The organism is Stenotrophomonas sp. CS3K5 (genome assembly GCF_059515225.1).
The window spans coordinates 353,957-380,901 of the sequence record NZ_JCAKRX010000001.1 but is presented as its reverse complement, the minus strand read 5'-3'; the positions used below and the strand labels follow the sequence as shown (position 1 = coordinate 380,901).

The window sequence follows — 26,945 nt, the reverse complement described above, 5'->3', positions numbered from 1 at the left end:
CAGGCTCTTGGCAGGGCAGGGGGTCAGGGCGTGCGCCGTTCCAGCAGGTTGCTGTGGCGGGCGATGAACATCGCCGCCGGGTCGATGCCCTTGGTACGCAGGATGTGCAGACGGGTGGCCGCCTCGGTCAGCACGGCCAGGTTGCGGCCCGGCATCACCGGCAGGGTGATCAGCGGCACGTCCAGGTCCAGCACATGCCGGGTGCCCGAATCACCGGTCAGGCGTTCGTAGCCGTGCGGCGTGGGTTCGGTCATCGGCTTGGTCAGGTGGACGATCAACCGAAGGTACTTGTTCTTCTTTACAGCCGTGTCGCCGAACATCTCGCGCACGTTCAGCACGCCCAGACCGCGCACTTCCAGCAGGTCCTGCAGCAGCTCAGGGCAGGTGCCATCAAGCACGTCGGGGGCGATCTGGGTGAACTCGGGGGCGTCGTCGGCCACCAGCCGGTGGCCACGGCTGAGCAGCTCCAGCGCCAGCTCGCTCTTGCCCGAGCCGGCCTCACCGGTGATCAGCACGCCGATGGAGTAGATCTCCATGAACACGCCATGCAGGATCACCCGGGGCGCCAGCGTGCGCGCCAGGTGGTAGGACAGATGGTTGAGCAGTTCGTGGCCGCGCTTGGGTGACAGCCACAGCGGCGTGCCGGATTCATCGGCGGCGGCGCGCAGGTCTTCCGGACAGGGCTGGTTGCGGGTCAGCACCAGCGCCAGCGGATGCGACTGCATGATCTTCTCGATCGTTTCCCAGCGCTGGCGCGGTTCCAGCGCATCCAGCCAGGACAGCTCTTCGGTGCCCAGGATCTGCACCTTGTTGGGGTAGATCGCATTGAGGTAGCCGGCCAGCGACGGGCGCCGCGAGACCGTGTTGCCGGCCTCCAGCTCGCGCTTCTCGCCGGACTGGCCAGCGGCCCAGCGCAGGCCGAGCCGCTCGCGCTGCTGTTCGAACAGTTCGCGTGCGGTGATGCTGGTATTCATGCGGCGCTCGCAGGTGGGGGCAGGTCCAGCGCCTGGCGCAGCGCCCGGGCGTCGCCGGCGTCACGCAGCGCCTGGCGGATGGCCGGCGCGGAGAACAGTTCGGCCAGCTCGGACAGCAGCATCAGGTGCTGGTGCGTGTAATGGGCGGGGACGGCGATTGCAAACACCAGGTCGACCGGTTCGTCGCCGCCGAAGTCGACCGGGGTGGCCAACCGCAGCAGGGCGCCGCGTGGGCGGTCCAGGGTCGGCGCGCGGCCGTGGGGGATGGCGATGCCGTGACCGATCGCCGTGCTGCCCAGCGCTTCACGCTGGCACAGGTTCAGGTAGATCTGTTCGGCGTTGGCCTGGCGGCAGGCCAGCAACCCGGCGGCGGCCTGCAGGACGCTGTCGCGGTCGGTGGCCGTGCAGAGCTGGGTCTGCACGGCCGCCAGGAGGTCATTCAGGGGCATGTCTTCGGGAAACGGTGGCGATCAGCCGCCATTGTCGCCCACCGGCAGCGGTGCGTGCTGCTGTTTTTTCTCCTTGTGCTTGATCACCAGACGGTCAAGCTTGTCCGCAAGCACGTCGATCGCGGCATACATGGTCTGGCCGCCGGCCTCGGCGTGCAGGGTCTGCCCCGGAATGTTGAGGCTGGCGTCGACGTGGTGCTCGGTCTTCTGCAGCTTGAGGGTCACCCGCGCTTCGCAGTGCTGGTCGAAGTGTTTTCCGATCCGGGCCAGCTTCTCCTCTACATAGGACTGCAGGGCCGGGGTGACTTCGACGTCTTTGCCAAACGTTTCGATGCGCATCGGGTTTCTCCTGTGTTCGGATGTGCCAATGAACCTCTCCGCCGGGCGCGGCGGTGCGTCAAGCGATTCTGACCCTTTCGTGCGAGGCGGAGATGTTCATGGCTTCACGATACTTCGCCACGGTGCGCCGCGCTACTGGAATTCCCGACGATTTGAGCAGGTCAGCCAGCTTGGCGTCAGAAAGCGGCTTGCGCGGGTTCTCATCGTCGATCAGGCGCCGGATCATCGCCTGGATGGCGGTGCTGGAGGCCTCGCCGCCGCCGTCGGTATCAATGCCCGAGGCGAAGAAGGCACGCAGCGGCAGGGTGCCGCGCGGGGTGCGCACATGCTTGCGGGCGATCGCGCGCGACACCGTCGATTCGTGCAGGCCCAGTTCGGCGGCGATCTCGCGCAGGGTCAGCGGGCGCAGCGCCTGTTCGCCGAACTCGAGGAATCCGGCCTGTTGCAGGATCAGGCTGCGCACTACCCGCAGCAGGGTCTCGCCACGCTGCTGCAGGCCCTTGAGCAGCCAGCGCGCTTCCTGCAGCTGGGCGCGCAGATAGCCTGCATCGGCGTCGCCACAGCGGCGGATCAACTGTTCATAGCCACGGTGGATCACCACCTTCGGCCCGGCATGCCCGGCCAATGCCGCGCGCCAGACACCGTTCTGCCGCCACACCACGACGTCCGGCACCACGTAGGTGTCCTGCGACAGCGGCGCGATCTGCGTGCCCGGGCGTGGGTCCAGCGAGCGCAACAGGGCCACGGCGGTCTCGACCTCGGCCAGCGGCTGCTTGAGTTCGTGGGCAAGCCCGGACACGCCACTACGCGGCAGTCGTTCCAGCGGGCCTGCGGCAATCTGCCGCGCCAGCGCCAGGCCGGGCGTGTCCTCGTCCAGCACCTCCAGCTGTAGCTGCAGGCATTCGCCCAGCGTACGCGCGGCCGCGCCCACCGGATCGAAACGCTGGATGCGGTGCAGTACCGCCAGGATCTCATCCTCGTCGGCATGGATCGCCGGCAGCAGGGTTTCGGCGATGGTTGCCAGCGGCTCGCGCAGGTAGCCGTCGTCGTCCAGTGCATCGATCAGCGCCGCGCCGATGCTGCGGTCACGCGCCGACAGATGCGACAGGTGCAGCTGCCACAGCAGATGGTCGGCCAGGGTTTCGATTTCGGCCACGCGCTCGGCGGCGCTGCCGGTGTCGTCATCGTCATCGAAGCTGCCGCCGCTGCCGGCGGCACTCCAGTCCAGCTCGGCCGGCGCCCAGTCGTCGCCGCTGTCGCTGCGTTCGGCCGGGGCCTCGCTGTCGCTGCCGTCGCTGCCGTCGCTGCCGTCGGCCCAGTCCAGCAGCGGATTGCTTTCCACCGCCTGGGCGATCTCCAGCTCCAGCTCGGTGGTGGACATCTGCAGCAGCTTGATCGCCTGCTGCAACTGGGGCGTGAGCACCAGGTGCTGTCCCAACGATGTCTGCAGCCGAGTCTTCATGCCTGTGCCGAACGGAAGGAAAGGGACCCGGCGCCTGCGATCACAGCTTGAAGGAATCCCCAAGGTAAACGCGACGTACGTCGGCGTTGTCCAGGATCGCCTCCGGCGACCCCTGCGCGAGCACGCTGCCCTCGGCGAGGATATACGCGCGGTCACAGATTCCCAAGGTCTCGCGCACGTTGTGGTCGGTGATCAACACACCGATGCCGCGCTGCTTGAGATGGGTGACGATGCGCTGGATCTCGCCGACCGAGATCGGGTCGACACCGGCGAACGGTTCATCGAGCAGGATCAGGCGCGGCTGTGCGGCCAGGGCGCGGGCGATCTCGCAACGGCGGCGCTCGCCACCGGACAGGCTGGCGCCGAGCTGGTCGGCGACGTGGCCCAGCTGCAGCTCGTCGAGCAGGCTGTTCAATTCGCGCTCGCGGCCGGCCGAATCCAGGTCTTCGCGCAGTTCCAGCACCAGGCGGATGTTGTCGGCCACGGTCAGCTTGCGGAACACCGACGGTTCCTGCGGCAGGTAGCCCACGCCCTGCTTGGCGCGGGTGTACATCGGGTCGCCGGTGATGTCCTTGCCGTCGAGCACGATGCTGCCGGCATCGGCGGCGACCAGGCCGACGATCATGTAGAAGCAGGTGGTCTTGCCGGCCCCGTTGGGGCCCAGCAGGCCGACCACTTCGCCGGCATCGAGGGTCAGCCCGAAGTCCTTGACGACTTCGCGCTGCTTGTACTTCTTGCGCAGGCCCTGGGCGACGAGCATTACTTCTTGCTCCCGGCCGGCGCCGCCGCCGGCGTCTTGTTCTTGGGCGGAATGACGGTACGCACGCGGCTGCCGTCGCCACCGGAGTTCATCTCGCCGCTGCGGGTGTTGTACACCATGCGCTGGCCGGCATTGGTGCCGCGCGCGCTGGTGACCTTGTAGTTGCCGGTCAGGGTGATGATCTCGGTCTTGATGTCGTAGTCGATGCGGTCGGCCAGCGCGTCCATCCAGGTGCCGTCATCGAGCTGCTGCTTCATCTTGGCCTGCTTGCCGGTGAACACCACGCGTACCGCTTCACCGTCCTTGAGGTAGATCTCGGCCTCGGACGAGCGCAGGTCCAGCGTGCCCTGGGTGATGATCACGCCCTGCGACAGCACGGTCTTGCCGTCGCCGGTGAGCATGCCCGACTGTGCGCCGGAATCGATGTGCATGTCTTCGTTGCGGTCGGTGGACTTGGCGAAGGCAGCGCTGGGCACAAGAAGACCGAGCGCGAGTACGGCTGCAAAGGGAATCTTCATCGGGGTCCGTTCTACCGGTGGGGCCACCCGGCGGACCGGGGGCGGGTGGGTGGGCTGTCCGCCTCGCGCCGGTCCGGAGACGTCGCAGGCGGGCGGCGGAATCAGCGTCGGGGCGTGTAACGGCCCTTGGACTGGCTGAGGAAATGATACGTGTTGTTCTTCGAATCCACCTCGAAACCCACACCGGACTGTTCCATGCCCGGACGGGTCATGGTGACCAGGGCATCGGTGCGGGCGCGGCTGTCCTTGGGGAACACGTCCAGGTGGTCGGTGCGGAAGGTGGTGGGCACCACGCCCGGGCCGGCCGGGCTGTCGCCGGCGACGTTGCCGCGCAGCTTCATTTCATCGCCCTTGGCGCTGAGCCAACCGGTTTCGGCACGCAGGGTCCAGTGCTTGCCATCCTTGTCGGGCATCTCGAACAACGGGGTTGCGATGGAGATGGTCTGGTCACCGCGCTGGCGCTCCAGCAGCGGCGCCCGCAGGGTGGTCGATTCCTTGCCCTGGTCATCCAGTGCCACGATCTGGAAATCGTGCAGCACGTAGTCCACGCCCAGTTCCTGGCTGTCGTTGGCCGGGCCCTTGTCGCGGTTGCGCAGGGCGGCCCAGCTGCTGAGCAGCGCCGCCAGCAGCAGGCCGATGCCCAGCACGGTGCGCCAGTTCAGTGTCGGCAGGTTCATGCGCCGAACCTCGCCAGCGCGGCGTCCACGTGGCCCTGTGCGGCCAGCAGGATGTCGCACAGTTCACGGGCCGCGCCACGCCCGCCCTCGGCCCGGGTCTGCCAGTGCACGCGTTCGGCAATCCACGGGTGGGCATTGGCCGGGGCCACCGCCAGGCCCACCGCGCCCAGCGGCGCCAGGTCGGGCAGATCGTCGCCCATGAACGCCACCTGGTGCAGCCCGATGCCGTGCTTGGCGCACAACGCCTGCACGCTGGCCAGCTTGTCGCCCACCGCGATCTGGGTATCGATACCCAGGTCGGCGCCGCGCTTGAGCGCGGACTGGCTGTTGCGCGCGGTGATCAGCACGGGGTGGATGCCGTGCTGTTGCAGCAGTTTCAGGCCCAGGCCATCCTGCACGAAGTACGCCTTGCTCTCGTTGCCGTCCTTGTCGTAGTACAGCCGACCGTCGGTGAGGGTGCCGTCCACGTCGAAGCAGGCCAGGCGGATGCCGGCCGCCGTGGCGTGCAGGGGAGCGGGAAAGGCGGACAGGGGGGACCAGGGCATCAGGGCGACAGACTCGGTGGCGGCAGGAAGGGCATTACAGACTGAATGGGGTCTACGGACTGTCGGTTAAACCACCCGGGCCCGCAACAGGTCATGAATGTTCAGGGCGCCGACCGCCCGGCCCTGGCCATCGACCACGATCAGGCCGTTGATTTTCTGGGTTTCCATCTGCCGGGCGGCTTCCACGGCCAGCTGGTCGGCACCGATGGTGCGTGGGTTGCGGGTCATCACATCGGCGATCCTGGCGGTACGCACATCCAGCTCACTGTCCAGCGCACGGCGCAGGTCGCCGTCGGTGAACAGGCCGATCAGCACGCCATCGGCGTCCACCACGGCGGTCATGCCGAGCCGTTTGCGGCTCATTTCCACCAGCGCTTCGCTGAGGCTGGCGTCGGCCGGGACCTTGGGCAGGTCCTCGCCGCTGTGCATGACGTCGGTGATGTGCAGCAGCAGGCGGCGGCCGAGGCTGCCGGCCGGATGCGAGCGGGCGAAATCATCGGCGGTGAAGCCGCGTGCGTCGAGCAGGGCCACCGCCAGCGCATCGCCCATCGCCAGCGAGGCGGTGGTGCTGGAGGTGGGGGCCAGCGCCAGCGGGCAGGCCTCGGCCGGCACGCTGACGTCCAGGTGCACGTCGGCCGCAGTGGCCAGGCTCGACTGCGGGCGGCCGGTCATGGAAATCAGCACGTTGCCCTGGCGCTTGAGCACCGGCAGCAGCATCAGCACCTCGTCCGACTCGCCCGAATAGGACAGGGCCAGCACCACGTCGTCCTCGGTGATCATGCCCAGGTCGCCGTGGCCGGCCTCGCCCGGGTGCACGTAGAACGCCGGGGTGCCGGTGGAGGCCAGGGTGGCGGCGATCTTGCGCGCGATATGCCCGGACTTGCCCATGCCGGTGGCGACCACCCGGCCGCGGCTGGCCAGGATCGCCTGGCAGGCCTGCTGGAAGGCCTCGCCGAGGCGGTCGGCGACGGCATCCAGGGCCTGCTGCTCGATCTCGAAGACACGGCGGCCACTGGCGACCAGGCTGGCCGGATCGACGGAACGGGGGGGCAGGAGGGACTCGGCCATGCGGACGCCACGCAGCGGAAGTAGAATGAGCGCTCATTTTATTAGGAAAGCCCGTTGGACGCCGACACCATCCGCAACCTGATCGAAACCGGCCTGCCCGGCGCCCGCGCCGATGTGCGTGGCGACGATGGCGTGCATTTCGAAGCGACCGTGGTCTGCGAGGCCTTTGCCGGCAAGATGCCGCTGGCCCGCCACCGGATGGTCTATGCCACCCTGGGCGACCTGATGGGCGGCGCGATCCACGCGCTGGCGCTGAAAACCGTGACCCCGGCCGAAGCCGGCTGAACCGCAGAAGATCCCCAATACATGGCCAAGATCGTTGTGACCGGCGGCGCTGCGCTGCACGGTGAAGTGAGCATCTCCGGCGCCAAGAACGCCGTCCTCCCCATTCTCTGCGCGACCCTGCTGGCCGATGCGCCGGTGGAGATCACCAACGTGCCGCACCTGCACGATGTGGTCACCACGGTGAAGCTGCTGGGCGAACTGGGCGCCAAGGTCACCATCGACCAGGGCACCCTGTCGCGTGGCAGTGCGATCGTGGTCGATCCGCGCTCGGTGAACCAGCACGTCGCGCCGTATGAGCTGGTCAAGACCATGCGCGCCTCGATCCTGGTGCTGGGCCCGCTGCTGGCCCGCTTCGGCGCCGCCGAAGTGTCGCTGCCGGGTGGCTGCGCGATCGGTTCGCGCCCGGTGGACCAGCACATCAAGGGCCTGCAGGCGCTGGGTGCGGACATCGTGGTCGAGAACGGCTTCATCAAGGCCACCGCCAAGCGTCTGAAGGGCGGCCATTTCACCTTCGACATGGTCAGCGTTACCGGTACCGAGAACGTGCTGATGGGCGCGGTGCTGGCTGAAGGCACCACCATCCTCGACAACTGCGCGATGGAACCGGAAGTGACCGATCTGGCGCATTGCCTGATCGCCCTTGGCGCGAAGATCGAAGGCCTGGGCACTGCGCGCCTGGTCATCGAAGGCGTCGAGCGCCTGTCCGGTGGCCGCCACGAAGTGCTGCCCGACCGCATCGAGACCGGCACCTTCCTGGTGGCCGCGGCGATGACCGGCGGCAAGGTCACGGTCAACCGTGCGCGCCCGAACACCATGGACGCGGTGCTGTCCAAGCTGGTCGAGGCCGGTGCGAAGATCGACACCACCGAAGACACCATCACCCTGGACATGCAGGGCAAGCGGCCCAAGGCGGTGAACCTGACCACCGCGCCGTACCCGGCGTTCCCCACCGACATGCAGGCGCAGTTCATGGCGCTCAACTGCGTGGCCGACGGTGTCGGCGTGATCAACGAAACGATCTTCGAGAACCGTTTCATGCACGTCAACGAACTGCTGCGCCTCGGCGCGGACATCCAGGTCGAAGGCCATACCGCCATCGTGCGGGGCAGCGAACACCTGAGTGGTGCGCCGGTGATGGCCACCGATCTGCGTGCGTCGGCGTCGCTGATCCTGGCCGGCCTGATGGCCAGCGGCGATACCACCATCGACCGCATCTACCACCTTGACCGTGGCTACGAGAACATCGAAGAGAAGCTGTCTTCGCTCGGTGCCACCATCCGGCGCGTGCCATGATCCTGCGCGGGAAATTCAGCCCGCGTCGCAAGGCGCTGCTGGCGCTGGTGCTGATCGTGCTGGCGTGGCTGGGCTATGCCTGGTACGCCAACCTGGCCATCACCCAGGGCATCGAGCAGAAGGACATGGACTGGAATGGCGATGGCACGGTCAGCCGTGACGAGATCATCCAGTCGTTCTACGCGGTAGCGGTGAATGACAGCCAGGACGGCAACCGCCATTGCCGCACCTTCGTCTGGCGCAGCACCGGTGAGCAGATCCGCGTGGACTGCCGCACCGAGTTCACGCCGGCCGAAGCGAAACCGGCCGAACAGAAGAAATAAGGAAACGCCCGCGAAAGCGGGCGTTTTTCTGTGCGGAGTGCGGGGGCGGATCCCTTTCCATCGGAAAGGGCTCCGACCCCTGCGGTCAGTTCATCGCCTTGATGGTCAGGTCCAGCGCATCACGGCCACCCTCACGCTGCAGCATGCGCGCCGGCACCGGGAACTCCGGCACGATCCAGGCAATCAGCTCCTTGTTGCCGTCGGCACGCGAGACCTTGGTGGCGTCGTAGCTCTTGCCGCCCACGGTGATCGCTTCCTTGCCGATCACACGGTAGGTCATGTTCTTGATCCGGCCTTCGTCGACCATGCGGTAGGTCAGCGGCTTGCCGGCGGCCAGGTCGCGGGCGATCGCCAGGTTGATCAGCAGCGCATCCATGTCACCGCTTTTCAGTGCGATCGGTCCGGCGCGGTCCGGCTTGATGTCGCCGGTCCAGGTGGCCTGGTTGCTGGTCCAGTTGTAGTTGGCCTGCACGTTGCGCTTCTTCACCAGCAGGGCCGAACGGTCCTGGCTGCTGAGCGGGCGCAGCTGGCCGCGCACTTCCTCGAACACGGTGCTCTGGCTGAGGTCGGCCAGCTGGTTCTTCACCTGCAGGGTGTAGCGCCACTTGTTGGCGCCTTCGCTGCTCAGGGTCATGCTGCCGTTGGCCTGCATGCCCATGTAGCTGGCCAGGTAATCGGCCTTGAACGGCTGCAGGGCCATGGCCGGCAGGCTGGCCATCGACAGCGCGGCGGCCGCGATCCAGGTGAGGGGGCGGGTCAGGGTGCTCATGCTCAGACTCCTTGGTATTCAATCAGTCGAAGGTCGACGCGGTCTTCGCCGTCTTCGCGTTGCAGGATGCGCACCGGGGTGGGAACACCGTTGGCGATCCAGAGAATGGTTTCGTTGTTGCCGCCGTTGGTGCGGTACACCTTCAGCGCGTTGTAGGACAGGTCGCCGACCTCGACGTTCTCGGTCTGCGCTGCCGCCTGGTAGTCATGCTGGCGGACCTTGCCCATGTCCACGTAGCGGTAGTGCATGGCCGCGCCCGGACGCGCATCGCGCATGATCGCCAGGTTGATCAGCAGCGCGCTCTGGTCGCCCGGCTGCAGCGGGATCGGTTGCGCGCGGTCCTTCTTCACATCGCCGCTCCACTGCGCGGTGCCGGCCTGCCAGTTGTAGGTGCCGACCGCCTTCTTGCCCAGGAACAGGCCCTTGCGCACGGTGCTCTGGCTGAGCGGCGCGTAGGTGCCGCCGCGTTCCTCGAACACGGTGCTCTGCTCGATGTTCAGGCCCAGCACGCTGGCAAAGCCGCGGCGGCCGACCACCTGCATGTCCACCCGCCATTGGCTGCCGCCGGTGTGGGTGACCTGCATGCTGGCGTCGCCGGCCTCCTTGCCCTTGTAGAAGGCCTGGTAGGTGGCGCTGAACGGCTGCAACGGCGGCGGCTCCCAGGCCAGGGCCGGAGGCATCGGCACCGGCGGTTCGGCCGGCGCCTGCACCACGGGCACCGCAGCCGGTGCTGTGGCGGGCGCTTGCGCCTGTCCCCAGCCCGGGCCGGGGAACGCGGCAAGCGACAGCAACAATGAAGTGGACAGCAGGGTCGTGGTCTTCATGAAGGGCAGGGACCGCAGGAGGGGGGCAGGATGCCAGCCGCGCAGTCAGCGGGGCGTGTGCAAGCCGGTTACCGGTTCAGGTTCCCGGCGGAATCTAGAGCCAACGGGTTAAACAGGGGGTGACCATCCAGCCAGGGTTGCCCGTCCCGTTCAGCCAGGCGGCCGCTGCACAACAGCCGCAGCGTGGCGATCAGCAGCGGATGCTCCACCGCCAGCACCCGTGCGGCCAGCGCCTGTGCGTCATCGCCGGGCCTTACCGGCACGCGGGCCTGCGCCAGCACGGCGCCGGCATCCAGCTCGGGAACCACCAGGTGCACGCTGGCGCCATGCTCGGCGTCACCGGCCTGCAGCGCCCGCGCGTGCGTGTCCAGGCCCTTGTGCAGCGGCAGCAGCGAGGGATGGATGTTGACCAGGCGGCCAGCAAAGCGCTGCACGAAGATCGCGCCGAGGATGCGCATGTAGCCGGCGCAGATGATCCAGTCCGGCTGCGCTGCGGCCAGCGCATCGCCCAGAGTCTGTTCGTAGGTGGCGCGGTCGCTGAATTCCTTCGGTGCGTGCGCCCAGCGCAGGCCCGGATCGACGCGTAGCAGCGCCTCGGCCGCGGGGCGATCGGAGAACACACCGACCACCTCAGCGCGCAGCCGGCCGCTGCCGATGGCGTCGAGGATGGCCTGCAGGTTGCTGCCACGGCCCGAGGCAAGCACGGCGATACGGGGGGGGGAAGCACTCATTACGGGGAACTCCGGCGGATCAGCGGCCCGGTGAGCAGGCTGCCCACGGTGGCCATCAGCATGTCGGCGTGGGCATCCCACAGGTCGCCCTGCTGGCCGTTGTAGGCCTCGGCGGCATCGGGGGAGAGGGCCAGCGCGATGGCCCATTCAAACCACTCGTAGACCAGGCTGGAGCACATGATGGTCATCACCGCCAGGGTGAAGGCGTGGCCCCGGCGCAGTGCCGGCCAGGCGTGGCGGGCCAGCTGCAGCAGTGCCGGGGTGAAGCAGACGCCGTACAGAAAGTGGATAAGGCGATCGAAATGGTTGCGCTGCCAGCCGAACGCCGCATTGGGCGACCAACCGGTCAGCGTCTGCATCCACGCGTCGTAGGGCACGTTGGAGTACAGCCAGCGCGCCGCCACGCAATGCAGGGCGATGAAGCCGCAGATGGCGATGAAGGCGCCATTGCCCAGCCAGCCACGGCGATTCACCCACACCAGGGCGACCAGCCCGAGCACGGTCAGCGTGCTGTGCAGGGCCTGTTCGGTCGGCCACAGCGGGCGGAACCAGGTGATCGCGAACACCGCCACCACGGCGGCGAACGCCAGCTTCTTGGCGCCCGATGCACGGTAGGCGGAGGCAGGGGGGGCGAGGGCAGGCGAGGACATGTCGGGTCGATCGGGAAGGGACGGGTATTCGCCGGTCGGCTCAGACGCTGAGATGGTCGCCGCGGTCGAACAGGACAGCCATCTCCGGTTTGGACAGGAACACCAGCGCATAGGCGGTCAACGCCATGCCCAGCGGCCCGGCCAGCACGGCCAGCCAGGCCGCACGCCGGCATGCGGCCAGACCGGTGCGGCGCGACAGCAGGCGGGCGGTATGCAGCTGCACCAAGCCCAGCACCGCGGCCAGCACGGCGATTGCCGCATAGACCGTGGCCAGCACGGCGCCGTCGTCGAGCCCGCGCGAACTGGCCACCAGGCCGATGAAGGCGGTGAAGGCCAGTGCGGCCAGCCAGTGGAACCCCGCCAGCGCGTAGAACAGCACTTTCAGCGTCTGCAGATGGCTGGCCAGCTGCAGCTGGGCCAGGGTCTGCTGCGGCAGCGGTGGCGGATTGCCTGCGGCGTTCACAGGGCAGCGCCCGGTGCATCGAAGGCGGCCTTGACCTGCGGGCGCAGCAGGGTGATCAGGCTCAACACGCCCAGCGCGGTGCCGATCGGGGCGACCAGACAGGCCAGGCCGGCCACGATCAAGCACAGCAGATGACGGCGACGGCGTGCCAGGCAGCGCCCGGCATAGGCGACGAACGCGCCCAGCGTGACGCCCCCGAACACCATGACGCAGCCGACGATGGTGAACACCCAGCCCATCAGCTGCTGTTCGGCCAGCGAGGAGGGCTCGCCGCCAGACTTCATCGGCAGGCTGCCGGTCAGGGCGGCGATACCGATCACGATGTGCAGGATGAAGATCAGCGAGAACAGTGCGATCAGGACACCGACCACGTAGTGCGCGATGGCCAGCATGCGCAGGTGGTCGGCATCCTGGGCGCTGAACGCCGGTACCGCCGCCAAGGGCGGCGGCATCGGCGCGGGCGATACGGGGGGCGTTGCGTCCATGCGGGCTCCTGGTTGCCGGGCTCAGCCGATGTGAACGCGCTCGGCGCCTTCGGCGCTGACCACCTGGCCGATGGTCCAGTGTTCCAGGCCCTGCGCCTTGACCGCCTCGGACACGGCCGCCACCTGATCCGGAGCGACGATCAGCACAAAGCCGATGCCACAGTTGAAGGTGCGCCACATCTCGCTGTCGGCCACCGCGCCTTCCTTCTGCAGCCACTGGAAGACCGGCGGCAGGGTCCAGGACGAAGCCTGGATGTCCAGGCCGAGGCCGTCGGGCACCACGCGGATGATGTTCTCGGTCAGGCCGCCACCGGTGATGTGGGCCATGCCGTGGATGGCCGCACCGTGCGACTTCAGCAGCGACAGGATCGGCTTGACGTACAGCCGGGTCGGCGCCATCAGCGCATCGACCAGCTTCACGCCGCCTTCCAGTTCCAGATCGGCCGGGCGGCCGGCGCGGTCGTAGATGCGGCGCACCAGCGAATAGCCGTTGGAGTGCGGGCCGGAAGAGGCGATACCGATCAGCACGTCGCCGTTGGCCACGCTGGCGCCGTCCTTCAGCTCGCTCTTCTCGACCGCCGCCACGGTGAAGCCGGCCAGGTCGTACTCGCCCGGGGCGTACATGTCGGGCATTTCAGCGGTTTCCCCACCGATCAGCGCGCAACCGGCCTCGGTGCAGCCGTTGGCGATGCCACCCACCACGGCCGCGGCGGTGTCGATGTCCAGCTTGCCGGTGGCGAAATAGTCCAGGAAGAACAGCGGCTCGGCGCCCTGCACCAGCACGTCGTTCACGCACATGGCGACCAGGTCGATGCCGATCGTATCGTGGCGGTTCAGCTGGTGGGCCAGCTTCAGCTTGGTGCCCACGCCGTCGGTACCCGACACCAGCACCGGCTCGCGGTACTTGTTGGACAGGTCGAACAGGGCGCCGAAGCCGCCCAGGCCGCCCATCACTTCCGGCCGGAAGCTGCGCTTGACCAGGGGCTTGATGCGCTCGACCAGTTCGTTGCCGGCGTCGATGTCGACACCCGCGTCTCGGTAGGTAAGGGGGGAGGGGGCGGAAGACGGGGTGTTGGTCACGGGCGTCGGCGCTGGCAGGGGTTGAACGGGCGATTTTAACAGGCCGCATTGGCGCAAAGTCCGTATTCGGGCAACAATTCCCCCCGGATACGTCGAGCCAATGGATGTCCTGATGCGCCGCAGCCTGATTCTGACCCTGCTCATTGCACTGAGCCTGCCGGTGGCCACGATGGCCCAGAGCGGCCTGCGCACCGAGGGTGATGTCGCCACCGCCACCGGCGCGTACGAGGCCGAAGTGCCCGTCAACAGCCAGGCCGAAGCCGATCGCAACGGCGCCCTGGCCCGTGCGTTGAGCGTGGTGCTGGGCAAGTTGTCCGGCGATCGCAGCGTGATGTCCCGCCCCGGCGTGGTGCAGGCGCTGCGCAACGCCAAGGATTACGTGGCCAGTTACGACTACAAACAGGACCAGAGCGTGGGCGCCAGTGGCGCGCCGAGCTTCCGCACCCTGCTGGTGGCCCGTTTCCGCGAGGATGACGTCGATTCGCTGGTCTCCGCCCTGGGGCTGCCGCTGTGGCCGCAGCCGCGACCGAAGCCGGTGCTGTGGCTGGCGGTGGATGACGGCAGCGGCCCGCGCCTGGTCAGCGTGCAGCAGGCCAATGCGGCCCGCCCGCTGCTGAACCGCGCCATCGAACGCGGTTACAAGCTGGGCCTGCCCAGTGGCGGTGCCGCCGAACAGGCGCTGGCCGGCGCCATCTGGCGCCAGGACAGCGCTGCGGTGGCCCGTGCCTCGTCGCGCTATTCGCCGCCGATGCAGCTGATCGGCAAGCTGTACCGCGCCAATGGCGGCTGGCAGGCGGACTGGGTGTTCGTCGACAACGGCCGTGAACTGAACAAGTGGACCAGCAAGGATGCCAACGCCATGCGTGCGATGGCTGCCGGTGCCGATGGCGCCGCCGACGCGCTGGTCAAGCGCTATGCCAAGGCCGGCGTGGCCACCGGCCAGGCCGGGACCTACCGCGTGGTGGTGACCGGCATCAACAGCGCCGACGATTACCTGCGCCTGGCCGCCGGCCTGCGCGAGGTGCCGGTGGTGCGCAATGTTACCCCGCTGCACGCCTCGGCCGGCCAGCTGGAGCTGAGCCTGGAGATGACCACCGGCCTGGCCGGCTTCAACCGCATGCTGGGCGACAACGGTGTGCTGGTGCCGAGTGCCACGCTGCCGGCGCTGCCGACCCCGATCGATGAGACCAGCGGCGCCCCCGTGGCCGCGCCGGTCAGCAACGAGTACCGCCTGCGATGACTCTGACCCCGGAAGCGGAAATCGCGCAGTTCCTGCGGCGGATGAAGTACATCCTGTTCGCCGGCCTGATCGGCTGGATCGTCTGGCTGCTGGCGCCGATCCTGACCCCCTTCGTACTGGCGCTGGCGCTGGCCTGGCTGGGTGACCCGCTGGTGGACCGCATCGAGGCCACCGGCCGCTCGCGCATGACCGGCGTGGTGCTGGTGTTTGCGGCCATGGTGCTGGTGATCGTGGCCCTGCTGCTGGTGCTGGTGCCGATGATCGAACGCCAGATCACCACCCTGATCGCGGTCGCGCCGCAGGCGCAGGCGTGGCTGATGGAAAAGGGCATTCCCTGGTTTGAGCAGAAGACCGGCCTGGAAGTGATGCAGTGGCTGGACCCGGATCGTCTGATCGACTGGGTGCGCAGCCACTGGCAGCAGGCCGGCGGCTTTGCCACCACGTTCATGGGGTATGTCTCGCGCTCGGGCTTTGCGATGGTGACCTGGGTGGTCAACATCCTGCTGCTGCCGATCCTGGCGTTCTACTTCCTGCGCGACTGGGACAAGCTGGTGGAGCGGGTGGCGTCGGTGATCCCGCGCAACCACATCGGCACCATCAGCGCGCTGGCGCGCGAGTCCAACGACGTGCTGGGCGCGTTCATCCGCGGCCAGTTCCTGGTGATGCTGGCGCTGGGCGTGATCTACGCCGGCGGCCTGTCGCTGGTGGGCCTCAAGCTGGGCCTGCTGATCGGCCTGATTGCCGGCCTGATCAGCTTCATCCCGTACCTGGGCGCGACCACCGGCATTGTGATGGCGATCGTGGCCGCGCTGGTGCAGTCACAGGGCTTCGACCTGAAGCTGCTGATCCTGGTCGGCGTGGTGTTCACCGTCGGCCAGCTGCTGGAGAGCTACGTGCTGACCCCGCGCATCGTCGGCGACAAGATCGGCCTGCACCCGGTGGCGGTGATCTTCGCGGTGATGGCCGGTGGCCAGCTGTTCGGTTTCCTCGGCATGCTGTTGGCGCTGCCGGTGGCGGCGGTGACCAACGTGCTGCTGCGCTACGCCCACCAGCGTTATCGGCAGAGCGAGCTGTACGTGGGCGAGAAGCCGGCAATCGTGCTTGATGGCGTGGTCGACCAGCCCCATATCATCATCCCGAATGACAAGGGCCCCGACCTGAAGTGATGGGTGTGCCGCAACTGCCGCTGGCCCTGCATTACCCGCGGGATCAGCGCCTGGAGACCTTCATCGGCGCGCCGGATGGCGCGCTGGCGCAGCTGCGCGCGATCGCAGTGGGTGCCAGCCACGATTGGGTCTACCTGGAAGGGGCGGCGGGGACCGGCAAGACCCATCAGGCGCTGGCGATGTGTTCCAGCGCCGAGCAGGCCGGGCGCCTGCCGACCTACGTGCCGCTGGCCAGCGCCGCCGGCCGCGTGCGCGCGGCGCTGGACGGGCTGGAGTCGCGCGAACTGGTGGCGCTGGACGGCCTGGATGAGGTGGCCGGCCACCGCGAGGACGAGATCGCGCTGTTCGACTTCCACAATCGCGCGCGCGCTGCCGGGGTGACCGTGCTGTACACGGCGCAGAAGGCGCCCGAAGCGCTGGGCCTGGTGCTGCCGGACCTGCGTTCGCGGCTGGGCCAGTGCGTGCGCGTGCTGCTGCAGCCGCTGGATGAGGAAGGCCGCGCGGCGGTGCTGCGCGAGCGCGCGCTGCGGCGTGGGCTGGCGATCGACGAGGCCGCCATCGAGTGGCTGCTGTCGCACACCGGGCGTGAACTGGGTGGACTGATCACGCTGCTGGACTGGCTGGACCGCGAATCGCTGGCAGCCAAGCGGCGGATCACCGTGCCGTTCCTGCGCCAGGTACTGGAAGAAGGCCGGCCTCGATACTGAGGGTGGGGTTGTTTGCAGGGCTGCTGCCCTGCACCCGCTGGAGCAACGTCAAAATCAAGTGCTGGCTTCCTAGGGGAGGCGGGGCGCTGTGGGCGTGCGGGGACGCCGTAAACCCATCCATGGGGGCTTGGTCGCCGCATCCATGCGGCTCACACCCCGCACGCCCACAGCGCCCAGCCTTCGACAGTTGGTCGGTGGCCTTGGGATTGGATCTTGGATCTGATGCGCACGGCGTCTGGTAGGTGTCGAACTTGGTCGACACAGATGAGCAAGCGCAGCGCAGCGACCCGCTTTTGATTTTCTTTTTCTTTTCCGTGGCTGGACGCGCACGGAAACTGTCAGAGGCCGGGCGGGGGGGGGGCGCGGGGGTGTCCGCGGCATGGATGCCGCGGCCAAGCCCCCATGGACGGGTTCACGGCGTCCCCCGCGAACCCACCCCGCCCGGCCAAGCGCGGCTTTTGATTGGAGCGCCCAGCCACGAGGGGCTCAGCCGTTCGCCGCCAACTCCGCGTCCAGCGCACGCAGGCGATCCACGGTGCCGACATCGGTCCAGCGCCCGCAATGGTGCTGCCCGGTCATCAATCCCTGCGCCATGAAGTGCTTCTGCAGCGGTACCACCGAAAATTTCGGTGGCACCCGCTCGCTGCCCGGCGCATCGCCGATCACCGCGCGCCAATCGGCCACGATCGAAGGGCGGTACACGCCGATGCCCGCATACGTCAGGCACGGTCCTTCGCGGTCGTGATGCAGCACGCCCTGTGGGTCCAGCCGGTAATCACCGTGAGGGTGCTGTGCCGGGTTGTCGACCAGTACCAGGTGCGCCTGGCCCTGCGGCTCGCGCGGCAGCGTGGCGAAATCGAAATCGGTCCAGATGTCGCCGTTCACCACCAGGAACGGCGCCTCGCCCAACACCGGCAGCGCGTTGAGGATGCCGCCGCCGGTTTCCAGCGGGGTCGCCCCTTCGTGGAGGAAATGCAGGTGCAGTCCCCATTGGCTGCCATCGCCCAGCACCGCCGGAAACTGCTCGGCCAGCCAGGCGGTGTTGATCACCACCTCGCGCACGCCCAGCGCTGCCAGGCGCTCCAGGTGCCACACGATCAGCGGCTTGCCGGCAACCTCCAGCAACGGTTTGGGCGTGTGCAGGGTCAGCGGGCGCATGCGCTCGCCCAGGCCCGCGGCAAAGATCAGCGCTTTCATCGTGTCACGCGCATCGGTGCAGCCAGTTCGGCCAGCGCCGGCTTGATGCGTGTCTCCAGCAGCTGCTGCAGCGGTGCCAGCTCACGGTAACGCGGCAGTACTTCGTCCAGATAGGCGATGAAGCGCGGCACGTCGTCCAGATAGTGGCCCTTGTTGTCGCGGTAGCGCAGGCGGCTGAAGATGCCCAGGCACTTCAGGTGGCGCTGCACGCCCATCCAGTCGGCATCGCGCAGGAAGGTGGCGCGGTCGGGCACCGGCAGGCCGGCATCCAGCGCGCGCTGGTGGTACTGCGCCAGCCATTCGTCCACGCGCTGCAGCGGCCAGCTAAGGAACGCATCCTTGAACAGGCTCACCGCATCGTAGGCGATCGGGCCACGCACCAGATCCTGGAAATCCAGCACCGCGGGGCCGTTGTCGACCGGCATCAGGTTGCGCGGCATGTAGTCGCGGTGGGTCATCAGCTGGGCCTGGCCCAATGCGTTGTCCATCAACCGGCGATGTACCAGCTGCAGGCCTTCGATGTCGCCGCAGTCCAGTTCCAGGTTCAGATGGCGCTGCAGGAACCATTCGTCGAACAGCCCGGCATCGCGTTGCAGCAGTGCTTCACCGAACTGGCCGAAATCAGCTGGCACCGGGATCGCCTGCAGGCGCAGCAGCTGTTCGATCGAACGGTCGAACCATTCATCGGCATTGCGTTCGTCGAGGATCTTGGCCAGCGTCGGGCCACCAAGATCCTCCAGCAGCAGGAAACCGGCGTCGAGATCCTGTGCAAGCAAGGCGGGCACGCGCAGGCCATGGTCATGCAGCAGGCCACGCATGCGCAGCCACGGCCGCGGATCCTCCAGCCCCGGCGGCGCGTCCATCACGATGTGGCTGCCGCGCGTGCTGGTGGTGCGCCAGTAACTGCGCATGCCGGCATCGACCGAGGCGCGCTCGGCCACCGCGTTGGCATCATCAAGCTGGGTACGGGCCCACTGCAGGCGCTGCGCGCTGCGCTGGGGGTCGGAGGCGGGTTCGGTCATGCAGGCAGTTCCGGGCGCGCCAAGCGCGCCACGCTCAGGAGAGAGGAAAGGGGGTGTCAGCGGCGTGGGCTGAACAGGCGCATCAAGGCCAGCACGGCCACCGCGCCGACCACCGCGCCGAGGAAACCGGCCGGCTCGCCGGGGCGGTACCAGCCCATGTACTGGCCGAACCAGCCGGCCACCAGCGCGCCGACGATGCCCAGCACGATGGTCAGCAGGCAGCCCATGCGGTTGTTGCCGGGCATGAAGAAGCGTCCGAGCAGGCCGACGAAGAAGCCGACCAGCAGGATGTACAGCCAGCTGCTGCTGCCGAACAGACCATTCATGCGCGCGGATTCCGCTTGAGTGTGGACGCAGCCTAGCAAGGCCAGGCTGCGTCCGTCACGGGTGCCGGATCAGCAGCAGCCGTGGTCGCCGTGGCGGGTGCCGCTGTCGGCAGCCACCGGCGAACCGCTGGTCTCGCCGCGCAGGCTGGCGGCGTAGTGCTCGCTGATCACCTTGGACACGCAGGCGGTGACCTTCTTGCCCATCGGGATGTGCAGGAACTCGTTCGGGCCGTGCGCGTTGGAGTGCGGGCCGAGCACGCCGGTGATCATGAACTGTGCACCCGGGAACTTCTCACCCAGCATGCCCATGAACGGGATCGAGCCGCCTTCGCCCATGTACATCGCCGGCTTGCCGAAGAAGGCCTGGCTGGCGTCGTCGATGGCCTGGGTCAGCCACGGCGCCATGGCCGGAGCGTTCCAGCCGGTGGAGGCCTTTTCCAGGTCCAGGGTGACCTGCGCGCCGTTCGGCGGGTCGCGCAGCAGCGCTTCCTTCAGCAGTTCGCCGCAGGTCTTGCCATCGGCGGTGGGCGGCAGGCGCAGCGACAGCTTCACCGAAGTCTGCGGGCGCAGCACGTTGCCGGCCGATTCCAGTGGCGGCATGCCACCGATGCCGGTGACCGACAGCGCCGGGCGCCAGGTGCGGTTGAGCACCAGCTCGGTCAGGTCTTCGTTCATCGGGCGCAGGCCGTCGACCATCGGGAACTTCTCGAAGATCTCGGTATCGACCACTTCGGCAGCACGCTTGGCCTGCTCCTGGCGCTCGGCGGGGATCTCCACGTTCATGCCGTCGATCAGGATGCGGCCGGTGTCCTGGTCCTCGATGCGCGAAAGGATCTGGCGCAGCAGGCGGAAGCTGGACGGGATCACGCCGGAGGCATCGCCGGAATGCACGCCTTCGTTGAGCACCTTCACGGTGAAGTTGCCGCCGGTCAGGCCGCGCAGCGAGGTGGTGCACCACAGCTGGTCGTAGTTGGCGCAGCCCGAATCCAGGCAGACCACCAGCGACGGCTTGCCGATGCGGTCGGCCAGGTGGTCGACGTAGGCCGGCAGGTCGTAGCTGCCCGATTCTTCACAGGCTTCGATCAGCACCACGCAGCGGGCGTGCGGCAGGCCCTGGGCCTGCAGCGCCAGCACCGCAGCCAGCGAGCCGAAGATGGCGTAGCCGTCGTCGGCGCCACCGCGGCCGTACAGCTTGTCGCCGCGCAGCACCGGGGTCCACGGGCCGAGGTCGTCGTCCCAGCCGGTCATTTCCGGCTGCTTGTCCAGGTGGCCGTAGAGCAGGATGGTGTCGTCGCCGGTCTCGGCGCCGGTAGCCGGAATTTCCAGGAAGATCAGCGGGGTACGGCCTTCCAGGCGCACCACCTCGACCTTCAGGCCGGGCAGCTGCTGGGCCTTGGCCCAGTTCTCCATCAGCGTGACTGCCTGTTCCATATAGCCGTTCTGCACCCAATTGGCGTCGAACATCGGCGACTTGTTGGGAATGCGGATGTAGTCGACCAATTGCGGGACGATCTCGCTGTCCCACTTGTCATTGACGAATTGGCCGAGCTTGGCGCTGTCCATCTGAAACTCCGGTTGCATGGGCTGTGATCCGGCCATTCTACGCCTGTGCCGAGGGTAGGGTTTTTCCTACATCACGTCGGGTATTTGGCTGGCTTACTGGAACGCGGGAAACCGATAGGCTGTGCACATGTGGAGACGGACACTGTTCCTACCGGCGGGATTGCCGGGAGGGGCCACCCGAACCACAAGGAGATACACGTCGTGCCTTGGTTTGTCGTGTTGAGGGCACTGGTACTGGGAATGTGGATCGCAGGGGCGCACGCCGCCGCTCCGATCGACATCAACCGGGCCGATGCCCAGGCGCTGCAGCAGGGACTGACGATGGTCGGAGCCGTCAAGGCCGAGGCGATCGTCGAGCACCGGCGCAGACACGGCCCGTTTCACCGCGTCGAGGACCTGACGCAGGTGAAGGGGATAGGGAAAGCAATCGTCGAACGGAATCGACAGCGGATCACCGTTGGCAACAGGGCGTTGCCGGCGGATCCGGTACCCGGATCGGTACCGGTGCGAACCGTACCCAGGCGCTGACAGCAGGATCGTCGGAACCGGCAGGAGGCTGGTTCATCGGGCACGGGCAGGAAGGCCGTGCCCACCGACCGCCGCAGGACGCGGCACCAATCACCAGGACGGTGGCATCACAGACCTGTGGAAGGGGCTGAGATACAAGCAGGACGAACGCGGCCGCGTGCAGGAAGCAACGCTGTCCCCACAGCGCAGGAAGCGAGGGGACGGCAGCAGGCCGACAGGGATGTAACGATTGCCCGGTACGACACAAGGCTGTGTCGCCGGGCAATTTCATTTGTGGCGTCCGTTCTTGCCGCGGCCACCACGCGCCGATGCGGTACGGTAACCGCCTCGCATGGAAAGGATCGCCGCTGGATGCCTCTGTACCGCCCCACGACGCTGATGTTCGCCCTTGCCCTTGCCCTGGCCCTGGCCCTGCCGCTCATGGCCCGTGCCGCTGCGCCCGCCAAACCTGTGGCTGCGTCCGCCAGCACGGCGGAGGTACGCGGTCCGACCGACCTCAAGCCGGGCGAGTACCTGTGGCATCCGGAAATCTCGCCCACCGGCCCGATCGTGCTGGTGGTCAGCCTCGACGAGCAGCGTGCCTACGTCTACCGCAACGGCATCGCCATCGGCCTGACCACGATCAGCTCGGGCAAGGCCGGGCATGAAACGCCCACCGGGGTGTTCACCATCCTGCAGAAGGACAAGGACCACAAATCCAACCTCTACAACAGCGCGCCGATGCCCTACATGCAGCGGCTGACCTGGGACGGCATCGCCCTGCACGGCGGCAGCCTGCCCGGGCATCCGGCCTCGCATGGCTGCGTGCGCCTGCCACAGGCCTTCGCGCAGAAGCTGTTCAGCGAAACCCAGCGCGGCGACACGGTGGTCGTGGCTGATGCCAAGAGCTCGCCGATGACGCTGGCCTACCCGTCGGTGCTGGCGCCGGTGAACGCGCGCGGCCAGGTGCTGCCGGAAACCGAGGGCGGCGCCAGCGCGCAGGCCTGGTGGAACGACAGCGCGGCCCCGGCCGGGCAGGTCGGCATCCTGGTCAGCCTGCACGACCAGCGTCTGTACGTGCTGCGTGATGGCGTGATGATCGGCGAGTCGCCACTGAAAGCTGACGCGCTGCCGGCGTTCCAGGGCACCACCCTGTTCGTGATGGGGCAGGGTTACAGCGACACGCCCAGCCCGCTGGATGTGAACCAGCGCCTGCACCAGTGGACGGCCTATCCGCTGCTGGGCCAGGACCGTGCCCAGGCCACGCCGGACCTGCTGGCCACGCCGTCGTTGCCGATGGCGCTGCCGGCCGATTTCGCCCGCCAGCTGTACCAGGTGCTGGTGCCGGGCACGACCCTGCTGGTGACCTCGCTGCCGGCGGTCCGCCCAAGCCCGGCTGAATCCGGAATGCAGCCGGTCTTGGAATCCGAGCCGCCAGGGTCCACCCTCAAGGGCAACTGAGCCCCCTCGTTGTGCCCATGACTGCATCCCGCCTGTGCCGGCTGGCCGCGTTCGGCCTGCTGGCGACCTCGGCCAGCGCCCCGGCGCTGGCACAGACGCCCGCCCTCGCCACCTCTGCCGATGATCTGGCTGCGCTGCTGTCGCGTAGTGCGCCCAAGGCCGACCGCCACGTGTTGCAGCTGGCGGCGCACGCCATGCGCTGCGCATTGCAGCGGCCCGAGCTGGGCATCAACGGTGATCGCCTCAGCGTGATCGATTATTCGCGGCCGTCCACCGAGCCGCGCCTGTGGGTGTTCGACCTGGCCCACCAGCGCCTGCTGTTCGAGGAATGGGTGGCACATGGGCGCAACAGCGGCGAGAACCGCACCGAGCACTTCTCCAACCGCGATGGCAGTTTCATGTCCAGTCTCGGCGCGTTCACCGCGCAGGAGACCTACATGGGCGGCAACGGCTATTCGCTGCGCCTGGCCGGGCTGGAACCGGGCTTCAACGACCGCGCGCGCGAGCGTGCGATCGTCATCCACGGCGCGCCCTACGTGAACCCGGCGACCGCGCAGCTGCAGGGGCGGCTGGGTCGCAGCCTGGGTTGCCCGGCGGTGCGCCTGTCGGTGGCCAAGCCCCTCATCGACGCGTTGCGCGGTGGCACGATGGTGTTCGCGTATTACCCCGATCAGGACTGGCTGAAGCACTCGCAGCTGCTGGGCGGCGAGTGTGGTGGCCAGGGCACGCTCGCCACGCGGTGATGCACGACGGCGCGCGGCATGATGCAATGCGCCGATGAACGTCGATTCCCTGCTGCACACTCCGAGCCAGGTCATCTCCCGCCTGGACTACCGCCGCGAACGCTGGCGCAACGGCCTGGGCTGGACGCGCGAGATCCTGCGCCTGCCCGCGCAGGGCGACGACTGGGCGCTGCGCCTGTCGGTGGCCGAGATCGAACAGGATGCCGCGTTCTCCGCCTTCCCCGGTGTGGAGCGTGAACTGGTGCTGTTGCAGGGCAATGGCGTGCGCCTGCGCTTTGAAGACGGCCGCGTGGCCGAGGTGCTGCCGCCACATGGGCGCGTGCGCTTTGCCGGCGAGGAAACGCTGCAGGGCGAACTGGTCGATGGCACCACCCACGACTTCAACCTGATGTGGAAGCGCGATCTGCTGCAGGCCGAACTGCTGCATCGGCCGCTGGTGGGCTCGATGCTTTTCTTCTGCGAACCGGGCGTGGCCTGGGCATTGCACCTGTTGGCCGGGCACGCGGAGTTCGGTGCCGACAGTGGCCTGCCGCCGCTGCAGGCCGGCGATACCGCGTGGCTGTCGGCGGGTGAACGGCAGCGGCATGCGTTGCAGGGCGGTGGCGAGTTGTTGGCGATCCGGGTGAGTGCGGCGGCGTGATGATTCGTTGGCGCCGGTGGGCACGGCCAGCCGAGCATGGCTCGGCTCTACAGTAGATCCACGCCATGCGTGGATGCGGCGACCTCAATACACATCCCGCCGGTAACGCTCGGCCAGCAGCAGCGCTTCCTTGCCGTCCGCTCCCAGCACCTGCTCGATCACTGCATCCACCGCCGGGGCCATGCCCTGCAGGCTGCCGCAGACCAGGATCGTCGCGCCTTCATCCACCCATTGCCGCAGCGCCGCCGCCTCGGCCAGCAACCGGTCCTGCACGTAACGGTGCGCGCCGCCGTCGCGGCTGAACACCGCGTCCAATCGCGCCAGCGTGCCGTCGGCCTGCATCGCCTGCAGTTCTTCACCGAAGTGGAAGTCGTGCGCTGCGGTGCGCTCGCCGAACAGCAGCCAGGTACGGCGAGCGCCACCGCGGGCACGTTCGTGCAGGTGCGCGCGCAGGCCGGCGATGCCGGTGCCGTTGCCGATCAGCAGCAGGGGCACCTCGGGCGCCACGCCATGGAAGTTGTCATTGCGGCGCAGGCGCAGCTGCACCTGCTCGCCGATCACGGCGTGGTCGCACAGCCAGCCGCTGCCGATGCCGGGCGTGCCATCGCTGCGCAGCTGGCGCCGTAGCAGCAGTTCAAGCGCGCCGTCGGCCATCACTGAGGCGATCGAGTATTCGCGATGCGGCAGCGGCTGCAGCGTCGCCAGCAACGCCGATAGATCTCCGGGGGGAACCAGCGAGGGCAGGTGCGAGCGTTCGACACGGGCCAGCAGTGTCTGTCCATCGTCCAGCACCGCATCTGCATCCAAGCCCTGCGCCACCAGCCACGCGCGCGCGGTGTGGCGTGCATGCTGCGGGCCGATCTCGGCGATGTCACCGGCCTGCCACTGCACATCGGCCGTACCCGGCGGTTGCAGGCGCAGCCAATACACCGCGCCACCGGGGCTGCCGGGATTCAGATGCGCGCGCTGCTGCAGCGTCCATGGCTGGTACTCGGCCGGGCTCCAGTCGGGCAGCTCGCTGGCGCCGCCACCGAGCTGGCCGAGCAGTTGCTGCCAGTGGCGCAGTGCGGCCGGATCGGCGTTGTCGACTTCGATCGCATCGAACAGGGGATGCGCGCCCTGCTGGCGCAACCACTGGTCGAGGTGATGGCCGAACCCGCAGAAGTGGCCATAGCTGCGGTCGCCCAGTGCGAGCACGCCGTAATGCAGGTGCTGCAGCGAAGGCGGCGCGGCCATCACCCCGCGCAGGAACGGCAGCGCATGATCGGGTGGGTCGCCTTCGCCAGTGGTGCTGGCGACGAACAAGGCTCGCTGGCTGTCGGCCAGCAGTGCGGCGTCCACCTCATGCAGACCGCGCACACGCACCGGCACGCCGGCACCACGCAATGCCTCGGCACTGCGTTCGGCCAGTTCGCGGGCAAAGCCGGTCTGGCTGGACCAGACCAGCAGCAGCGGCAGGGTATCGCCGGATGCGGCGTCGTCGCGCGGGCGGCCCCGCCACCACAGTGCGGCGCAGGCCAGCGCATACAGCGTGGACGCGGCCGCGGCGATCAACTGCTGCCGTCCCGGCGGCGCGCCCTGCCACCAGGATTCGCCGAGGTGCAGGTGCAGCAGCGCCCAGCCGATCACCGCCAGCGCGATCAGTACAAGCGTGTTGCCGAGCAGCGCGCGCGACGGCCGTGCGCTCATGCGTCCTGCTCGTCGAGCAGGCGCTGGAAGGCGCTGCTGAGGAACTCGCGCGGGCCTTCGACGGCCCGTTGCAGGTAACGCACGGCCAGGCCCTCGCGCTCGGCCAACGCCAGGCCCTGATCGTGGCCGAGCACGGTCAAGGCGGTGGCCCAGGCATCGGCGTGCATCGCGTCGTCGGCCACTACGGTCACGGCGGCGGCGGCCTGGCGTACCGGCATGCCGCTGCGCGGGTCGAGGCTGTGGCTGAAAGCCTGGCCATCGGCCTGGTACTGGTGCCAGCGATCACCAGAGGTGGCGACGGCCTTGCCGTCCAGCGCCAGCACCCGTGGTGGTGTCTCGGTGTGTGCGTCTTCTTCCGGCGCCGATTCCACCAGCACGCGCCAGGGCTGGCCGTCCGGCTTGCGGCCGTAACCGGCCAGTTCGCCACCGACTTCGATCAGTGCAGCAGTGATGCCTTGGCTGCGCAGCCAGTCGGCCACGTGATCGACACCGAAGCCCTTGGCGATCGCCGACAGGTCCAGTTCCAGTCCGCCCGGCTGCAGCAGTGCGTCGTCCTGCCAGTGCAGGTGCTGCCAGCCGCAGCGTTTACGCGTGGCCTGCAGCGTCGCCACGTCGGGCTGGCGGCGTTCACCGGCATGCGCACCGAAGCCCCACAGCGCAACCAGGGGGCCGACGGTGGGATCGAAGGCGCCGTCACTGGCGGCGGCGATGGCCTGTGCGCAGGCCAGCACCCGGCGCGTCTCGGCCGGCAGCATGCACCACTGGCCGGCGGCGGCCAGATTGAAGCGGCTGAGATCCGAGCCGGCCTCCCACGTACTCATCTGCGCGACCACCTCATCCAGTCGCGCCTGGATGCCGGCGTGCAGCGGGTGCAGGTCGCGCTGGCGCGTTGCCACCAGCGACACGCTCCAGGTGGTGCCCATGGTGGTGCCACCGAGGCGGGCGATGTCGTGCAGGGAATCGGTCATGGCGGGGCGGGCGGGCGCGAT

Annotated in this window: 32 protein-coding genes; 10 read left to right on the top strand and 22 right to left on the bottom strand. The window is 68.2% G+C overall.

Features of this window, described 5'->3' with window-relative positions; genetic code table 11:
• Positions 1 to 23: 23 nt before the first annotated feature.
• The 9 genes from hprK to AC5YGJ_RS01670 all read right to left on the bottom strand — a co-directional run bounded on the left by hprK (position 24) and on the right by AC5YGJ_RS01670 (position 6,792).
• Entirely contained in the window at positions 24 to 974 is a 951-nt protein-coding gene (gene hprK / locus AC5YGJ_RS01710) for an HPr(Ser) kinase/phosphatase (protein WP_057497259.1), read from the bottom strand.
• Positions 971 to 1,423: a PTS sugar transporter subunit IIA gene (locus AC5YGJ_RS01705; RefSeq protein WP_107230072.1), complete on the bottom strand. Its 453-nt coding sequence runs from the start codon at positions 1,421 to 1,423 to the stop codon at positions 971 to 973. Before AC5YGJ_RS01705 ends, hprK begins: the two co-directional genes overlap by 4 nt.
• A 21-nt stretch (positions 1,424 to 1,444) precedes the next feature.
• The gene (hpf, locus tag AC5YGJ_RS01700) at positions 1,445 to 1,762 is read right to left on the bottom strand and encodes a ribosome hibernation-promoting factor, HPF/YfiA family (protein WP_057497261.1); all 318 of its coding nucleotides are present in this window, start codon (positions 1,760 to 1,762) and stop codon (positions 1,445 to 1,447) included.
• Between the two features lie 58 nt (positions 1,763 to 1,820).
• Positions 1,821 to 3,224: an RNA polymerase factor sigma-54 gene (locus AC5YGJ_RS01695; RefSeq protein ID WP_309341205.1), complete on the bottom strand. Its 1,404-nt coding sequence runs from the start codon at positions 3,222 to 3,224 to the stop codon at positions 1,821 to 1,823.
• Positions 3,225 to 3,264: 40 nt separating this feature from the next.
• A complete protein-coding gene (lptB, locus tag AC5YGJ_RS01690) occupies positions 3,265 to 3,984 on the bottom strand; it encodes an LPS export ABC transporter ATP-binding protein (protein WP_107230074.1) in 720 nt (239 codons plus the stop codon).
• Positions 3,984 to 4,502, bottom strand: a complete 519-nt coding sequence (gene lptA, locus AC5YGJ_RS01685; protein ID WP_475285201.1) for a lipopolysaccharide transport periplasmic protein LptA — start codon at positions 4,500 to 4,502, stop codon at positions 3,984 to 3,986. The genes lptB and lptA overlap by 1 nt, the downstream gene beginning before the upstream one ends.
• Before the next feature lie 101 nt (positions 4,503 to 4,603).
• Positions 4,604 to 5,179, bottom strand: coding sequence for an LPS export ABC transporter periplasmic protein LptC (gene lptC / locus AC5YGJ_RS01680; RefSeq protein ID WP_249844818.1), 576 nt, complete (start codon positions 5,177 to 5,179; stop codon positions 4,604 to 4,606).
• Positions 5,176 to 5,724, bottom strand: a complete 549-nt coding sequence (locus tag AC5YGJ_RS01675) for a KdsC family phosphatase (protein WP_496185538.1) — start codon at positions 5,722 to 5,724, stop codon at positions 5,176 to 5,178. Before AC5YGJ_RS01675 ends, lptC begins: the two co-directional genes overlap by 4 nt.
• Positions 5,725 to 5,790: 66 nt before the next feature.
• On the bottom strand, positions 5,791 to 6,792 hold the full coding sequence (locus AC5YGJ_RS01670) for a KpsF/GutQ family sugar-phosphate isomerase (RefSeq protein ID WP_309341199.1): 1,002 nt from the start codon (positions 6,790 to 6,792) through the stop codon (positions 5,791 to 5,793).
• Between the two features lie 54 nt (positions 6,793 to 6,846).
• Here AC5YGJ_RS01670 and AC5YGJ_RS01665 point away from each other — a divergent pair, with 54 nt between their 5' ends.
• From AC5YGJ_RS01665 to AC5YGJ_RS01655, 3 genes are read left to right on the top strand one after another with little or no spacing between them, the layout of a single operon-like run.
• Positions 6,847 to 7,077: a BolA family protein gene (locus AC5YGJ_RS01665; RefSeq protein WP_021202589.1), complete on the top strand. Its 231-nt coding sequence runs from the start codon at positions 6,847 to 6,849 to the stop codon at positions 7,075 to 7,077.
• Positions 7,078 to 7,098: 21 nt separating this feature from the next.
• Positions 7,099 to 8,370: a UDP-N-acetylglucosamine 1-carboxyvinyltransferase gene (murA, locus tag AC5YGJ_RS01660; protein ID WP_249844815.1), complete on the top strand. Its 1,272-nt coding sequence runs from the start codon at positions 7,099 to 7,101 to the stop codon at positions 8,368 to 8,370.
• Positions 8,367 to 8,693 carry an EF-hand domain-containing protein gene (locus tag AC5YGJ_RS01655; RefSeq protein WP_249844814.1) on the top strand — a complete coding sequence of 109 codons (327 nt, stop codon included), beginning with the start codon at positions 8,367 to 8,369 and terminating at the stop codon, positions 8,691 to 8,693. The genes murA and AC5YGJ_RS01655 overlap by 4 nt, the downstream gene beginning before the upstream one ends.
• 85 nt (positions 8,694 to 8,778) lie before the next feature.
• Here AC5YGJ_RS01655 and AC5YGJ_RS01650 read toward each other — a convergent pair whose 3' ends face one another.
• From AC5YGJ_RS01650 to purM, 7 genes are all read right to left on the bottom strand, one after another.
• The gene (locus AC5YGJ_RS01650) at positions 8,779 to 9,462 is read right to left on the bottom strand and encodes a DUF3108 domain-containing protein (RefSeq protein WP_107230082.1); all 684 of its coding nucleotides are present in this window, start codon (positions 9,460 to 9,462) and stop codon (positions 8,779 to 8,781) included.
• 2 nt (positions 9,463 to 9,464) lie between these two features.
• Positions 9,465 to 10,286 (bottom strand): DUF3108 domain-containing protein, encoded by an 822-nt coding sequence (locus AC5YGJ_RS01645; protein WP_249844812.1) that lies wholly within the window; start codon positions 10,284 to 10,286, stop codon positions 9,465 to 9,467.
• 68 nt (positions 10,287 to 10,354) lie between these two features.
• Positions 10,355 to 11,017 (bottom strand): phosphoribosylglycinamide formyltransferase, encoded by a 663-nt coding sequence (gene purN, locus AC5YGJ_RS01640; RefSeq protein ID WP_496185537.1) that lies wholly within the window; start codon positions 11,015 to 11,017, stop codon positions 10,355 to 10,357.
• Positions 11,017 to 11,667 (bottom strand): DUF2238 domain-containing protein, encoded by a 651-nt coding sequence (locus tag AC5YGJ_RS01635; RefSeq protein ID WP_496185536.1) that lies wholly within the window; start codon positions 11,665 to 11,667, stop codon positions 11,017 to 11,019. Before AC5YGJ_RS01635 ends, purN begins: the two co-directional genes overlap by 1 nt.
• A gap of 40 nt (positions 11,668 to 11,707) precedes the next feature.
• The gene (locus tag AC5YGJ_RS01630; RefSeq protein WP_249844809.1) at positions 11,708 to 12,130 is read right to left on the bottom strand and encodes a hypothetical protein; all 423 of its coding nucleotides are present in this window, start codon (positions 12,128 to 12,130) and stop codon (positions 11,708 to 11,710) included.
• Positions 12,127 to 12,615 carry a hypothetical protein gene (locus tag AC5YGJ_RS01625; RefSeq protein ID WP_496185535.1) on the bottom strand — a complete coding sequence of 163 codons (489 nt, stop codon included), beginning with the start codon at positions 12,613 to 12,615 and terminating at the stop codon, positions 12,127 to 12,129. Before AC5YGJ_RS01625 ends, AC5YGJ_RS01630 begins: the two co-directional genes overlap by 4 nt.
• A gap of 21 nt (positions 12,616 to 12,636) precedes the next feature.
• Positions 12,637 to 13,695: a phosphoribosylformylglycinamidine cyclo-ligase gene (gene purM / locus AC5YGJ_RS01620; protein WP_249844807.1), complete on the bottom strand. Its 1,059-nt coding sequence runs from the start codon at positions 13,693 to 13,695 to the stop codon at positions 12,637 to 12,639.
• A gap of 112 nt (positions 13,696 to 13,807) precedes the next feature.
• Between purM and AC5YGJ_RS01615 the strand changes: the two genes are divergently transcribed.
• The 3 genes from AC5YGJ_RS01615 to hda are packed head-to-tail and all read left to right on the top strand — an operon-like array spanning position 13,808 to position 16,808.
• Positions 13,808 to 14,935, top strand: coding sequence for a DUF2066 domain-containing protein (locus AC5YGJ_RS01615; protein ID WP_249844806.1), 1,128 nt, complete (start codon positions 13,808 to 13,810; stop codon positions 14,933 to 14,935).
• Positions 14,932 to 16,101 (top strand): AI-2E family transporter, encoded by a 1,170-nt coding sequence (locus tag AC5YGJ_RS01610; protein ID WP_249844805.1) that lies wholly within the window; start codon positions 14,932 to 14,934, stop codon positions 16,099 to 16,101. Before AC5YGJ_RS01615 ends, AC5YGJ_RS01610 begins: the two co-directional genes overlap by 4 nt.
• A complete protein-coding gene (gene hda, locus AC5YGJ_RS01605) occupies positions 16,101 to 16,808 on the top strand; it encodes a DnaA regulatory inactivator Hda (protein WP_249844804.1) in 708 nt (235 codons plus the stop codon). Before AC5YGJ_RS01610 ends, hda begins: the two co-directional genes overlap by 1 nt.
• A 486-nt stretch (positions 16,809 to 17,294) precedes the next feature.
• Here hda and murU read toward each other — a convergent pair whose 3' ends face one another.
• The 4 genes from murU to AC5YGJ_RS01585 all read right to left on the bottom strand — a co-directional run bounded on the left by murU (position 17,295) and on the right by AC5YGJ_RS01585 (position 20,916).
• Entirely contained in the window at positions 17,295 to 18,005 is a 711-nt protein-coding gene (gene murU / locus AC5YGJ_RS01600; RefSeq protein ID WP_496185534.1) for an N-acetylmuramate alpha-1-phosphate uridylyltransferase MurU, read from the bottom strand.
• Positions 18,002 to 19,027: an aminoglycoside phosphotransferase family protein gene (locus AC5YGJ_RS01595; RefSeq protein ID WP_249844802.1), complete on the bottom strand. Its 1,026-nt coding sequence runs from the start codon at positions 19,025 to 19,027 to the stop codon at positions 18,002 to 18,004. The genes murU and AC5YGJ_RS01595 overlap by 4 nt, the downstream gene beginning before the upstream one ends.
• Before the next feature lie 56 nt (positions 19,028 to 19,083).
• Positions 19,084 to 19,353: a GlsB/YeaQ/YmgE family stress response membrane protein gene (locus AC5YGJ_RS01590; RefSeq protein WP_108748822.1), complete on the bottom strand. Its 270-nt coding sequence runs from the start codon at positions 19,351 to 19,353 to the stop codon at positions 19,084 to 19,086.
• A 69-nt stretch (positions 19,354 to 19,422) separates the two neighbouring features.
• Positions 19,423 to 20,916: a M20 family metallopeptidase gene (locus AC5YGJ_RS01585; protein ID WP_309341209.1), complete on the bottom strand. Its 1,494-nt coding sequence runs from the start codon at positions 20,914 to 20,916 to the stop codon at positions 19,423 to 19,425.
• A 201-nt stretch (positions 20,917 to 21,117) separates the two neighbouring features.
• Between AC5YGJ_RS01585 and AC5YGJ_RS01580 the strand changes: the two genes are divergently transcribed.
• From AC5YGJ_RS01580 to AC5YGJ_RS01565, 4 genes are all read left to right on the top strand, one after another.
• Positions 21,118 to 21,444: a ComEA family DNA-binding protein gene (locus AC5YGJ_RS01580; protein WP_249844800.1), complete on the top strand. Its 327-nt coding sequence runs from the start codon at positions 21,118 to 21,120 to the stop codon at positions 21,442 to 21,444.
• A gap of 351 nt (positions 21,445 to 21,795) precedes the next feature.
• Positions 21,796 to 22,884 (top strand): L,D-transpeptidase, encoded by a 1,089-nt coding sequence (locus AC5YGJ_RS01575; protein ID WP_496185533.1) that lies wholly within the window; start codon positions 21,796 to 21,798, stop codon positions 22,882 to 22,884.
• Positions 22,885 to 22,901: 17 nt separating this feature from the next.
• Positions 22,902 to 23,627 (top strand): murein L,D-transpeptidase catalytic domain family protein, encoded by a 726-nt coding sequence (locus AC5YGJ_RS01570; protein ID WP_004147404.1) that lies wholly within the window; start codon positions 22,902 to 22,904, stop codon positions 23,625 to 23,627.
• 34 nt (positions 23,628 to 23,661) lie between these two features.
• Entirely contained in the window at positions 23,662 to 24,267 is a 606-nt protein-coding gene (locus tag AC5YGJ_RS01565; protein WP_496185532.1) for a HutD/Ves family protein, read from the top strand.
• 84 nt (positions 24,268 to 24,351) lie between these two features.
• Here AC5YGJ_RS01565 and AC5YGJ_RS01560 read toward each other — a convergent pair whose 3' ends face one another.
• The gene (locus AC5YGJ_RS01560; RefSeq protein WP_496185531.1) at positions 24,352 to 25,956 is read right to left on the bottom strand and encodes a sulfite reductase subunit alpha; all 1,605 of its coding nucleotides are present in this window, start codon (positions 25,954 to 25,956) and stop codon (positions 24,352 to 24,354) included.
• Positions 25,953 to 26,924, bottom strand: a complete 972-nt coding sequence (locus tag AC5YGJ_RS01555; RefSeq protein WP_496185530.1) for an FAD:protein FMN transferase — start codon at positions 26,922 to 26,924, stop codon at positions 25,953 to 25,955. Before AC5YGJ_RS01555 ends, AC5YGJ_RS01560 begins: the two co-directional genes overlap by 4 nt.
• Positions 26,925 to 26,945 lie beyond the last annotated feature (21 nt).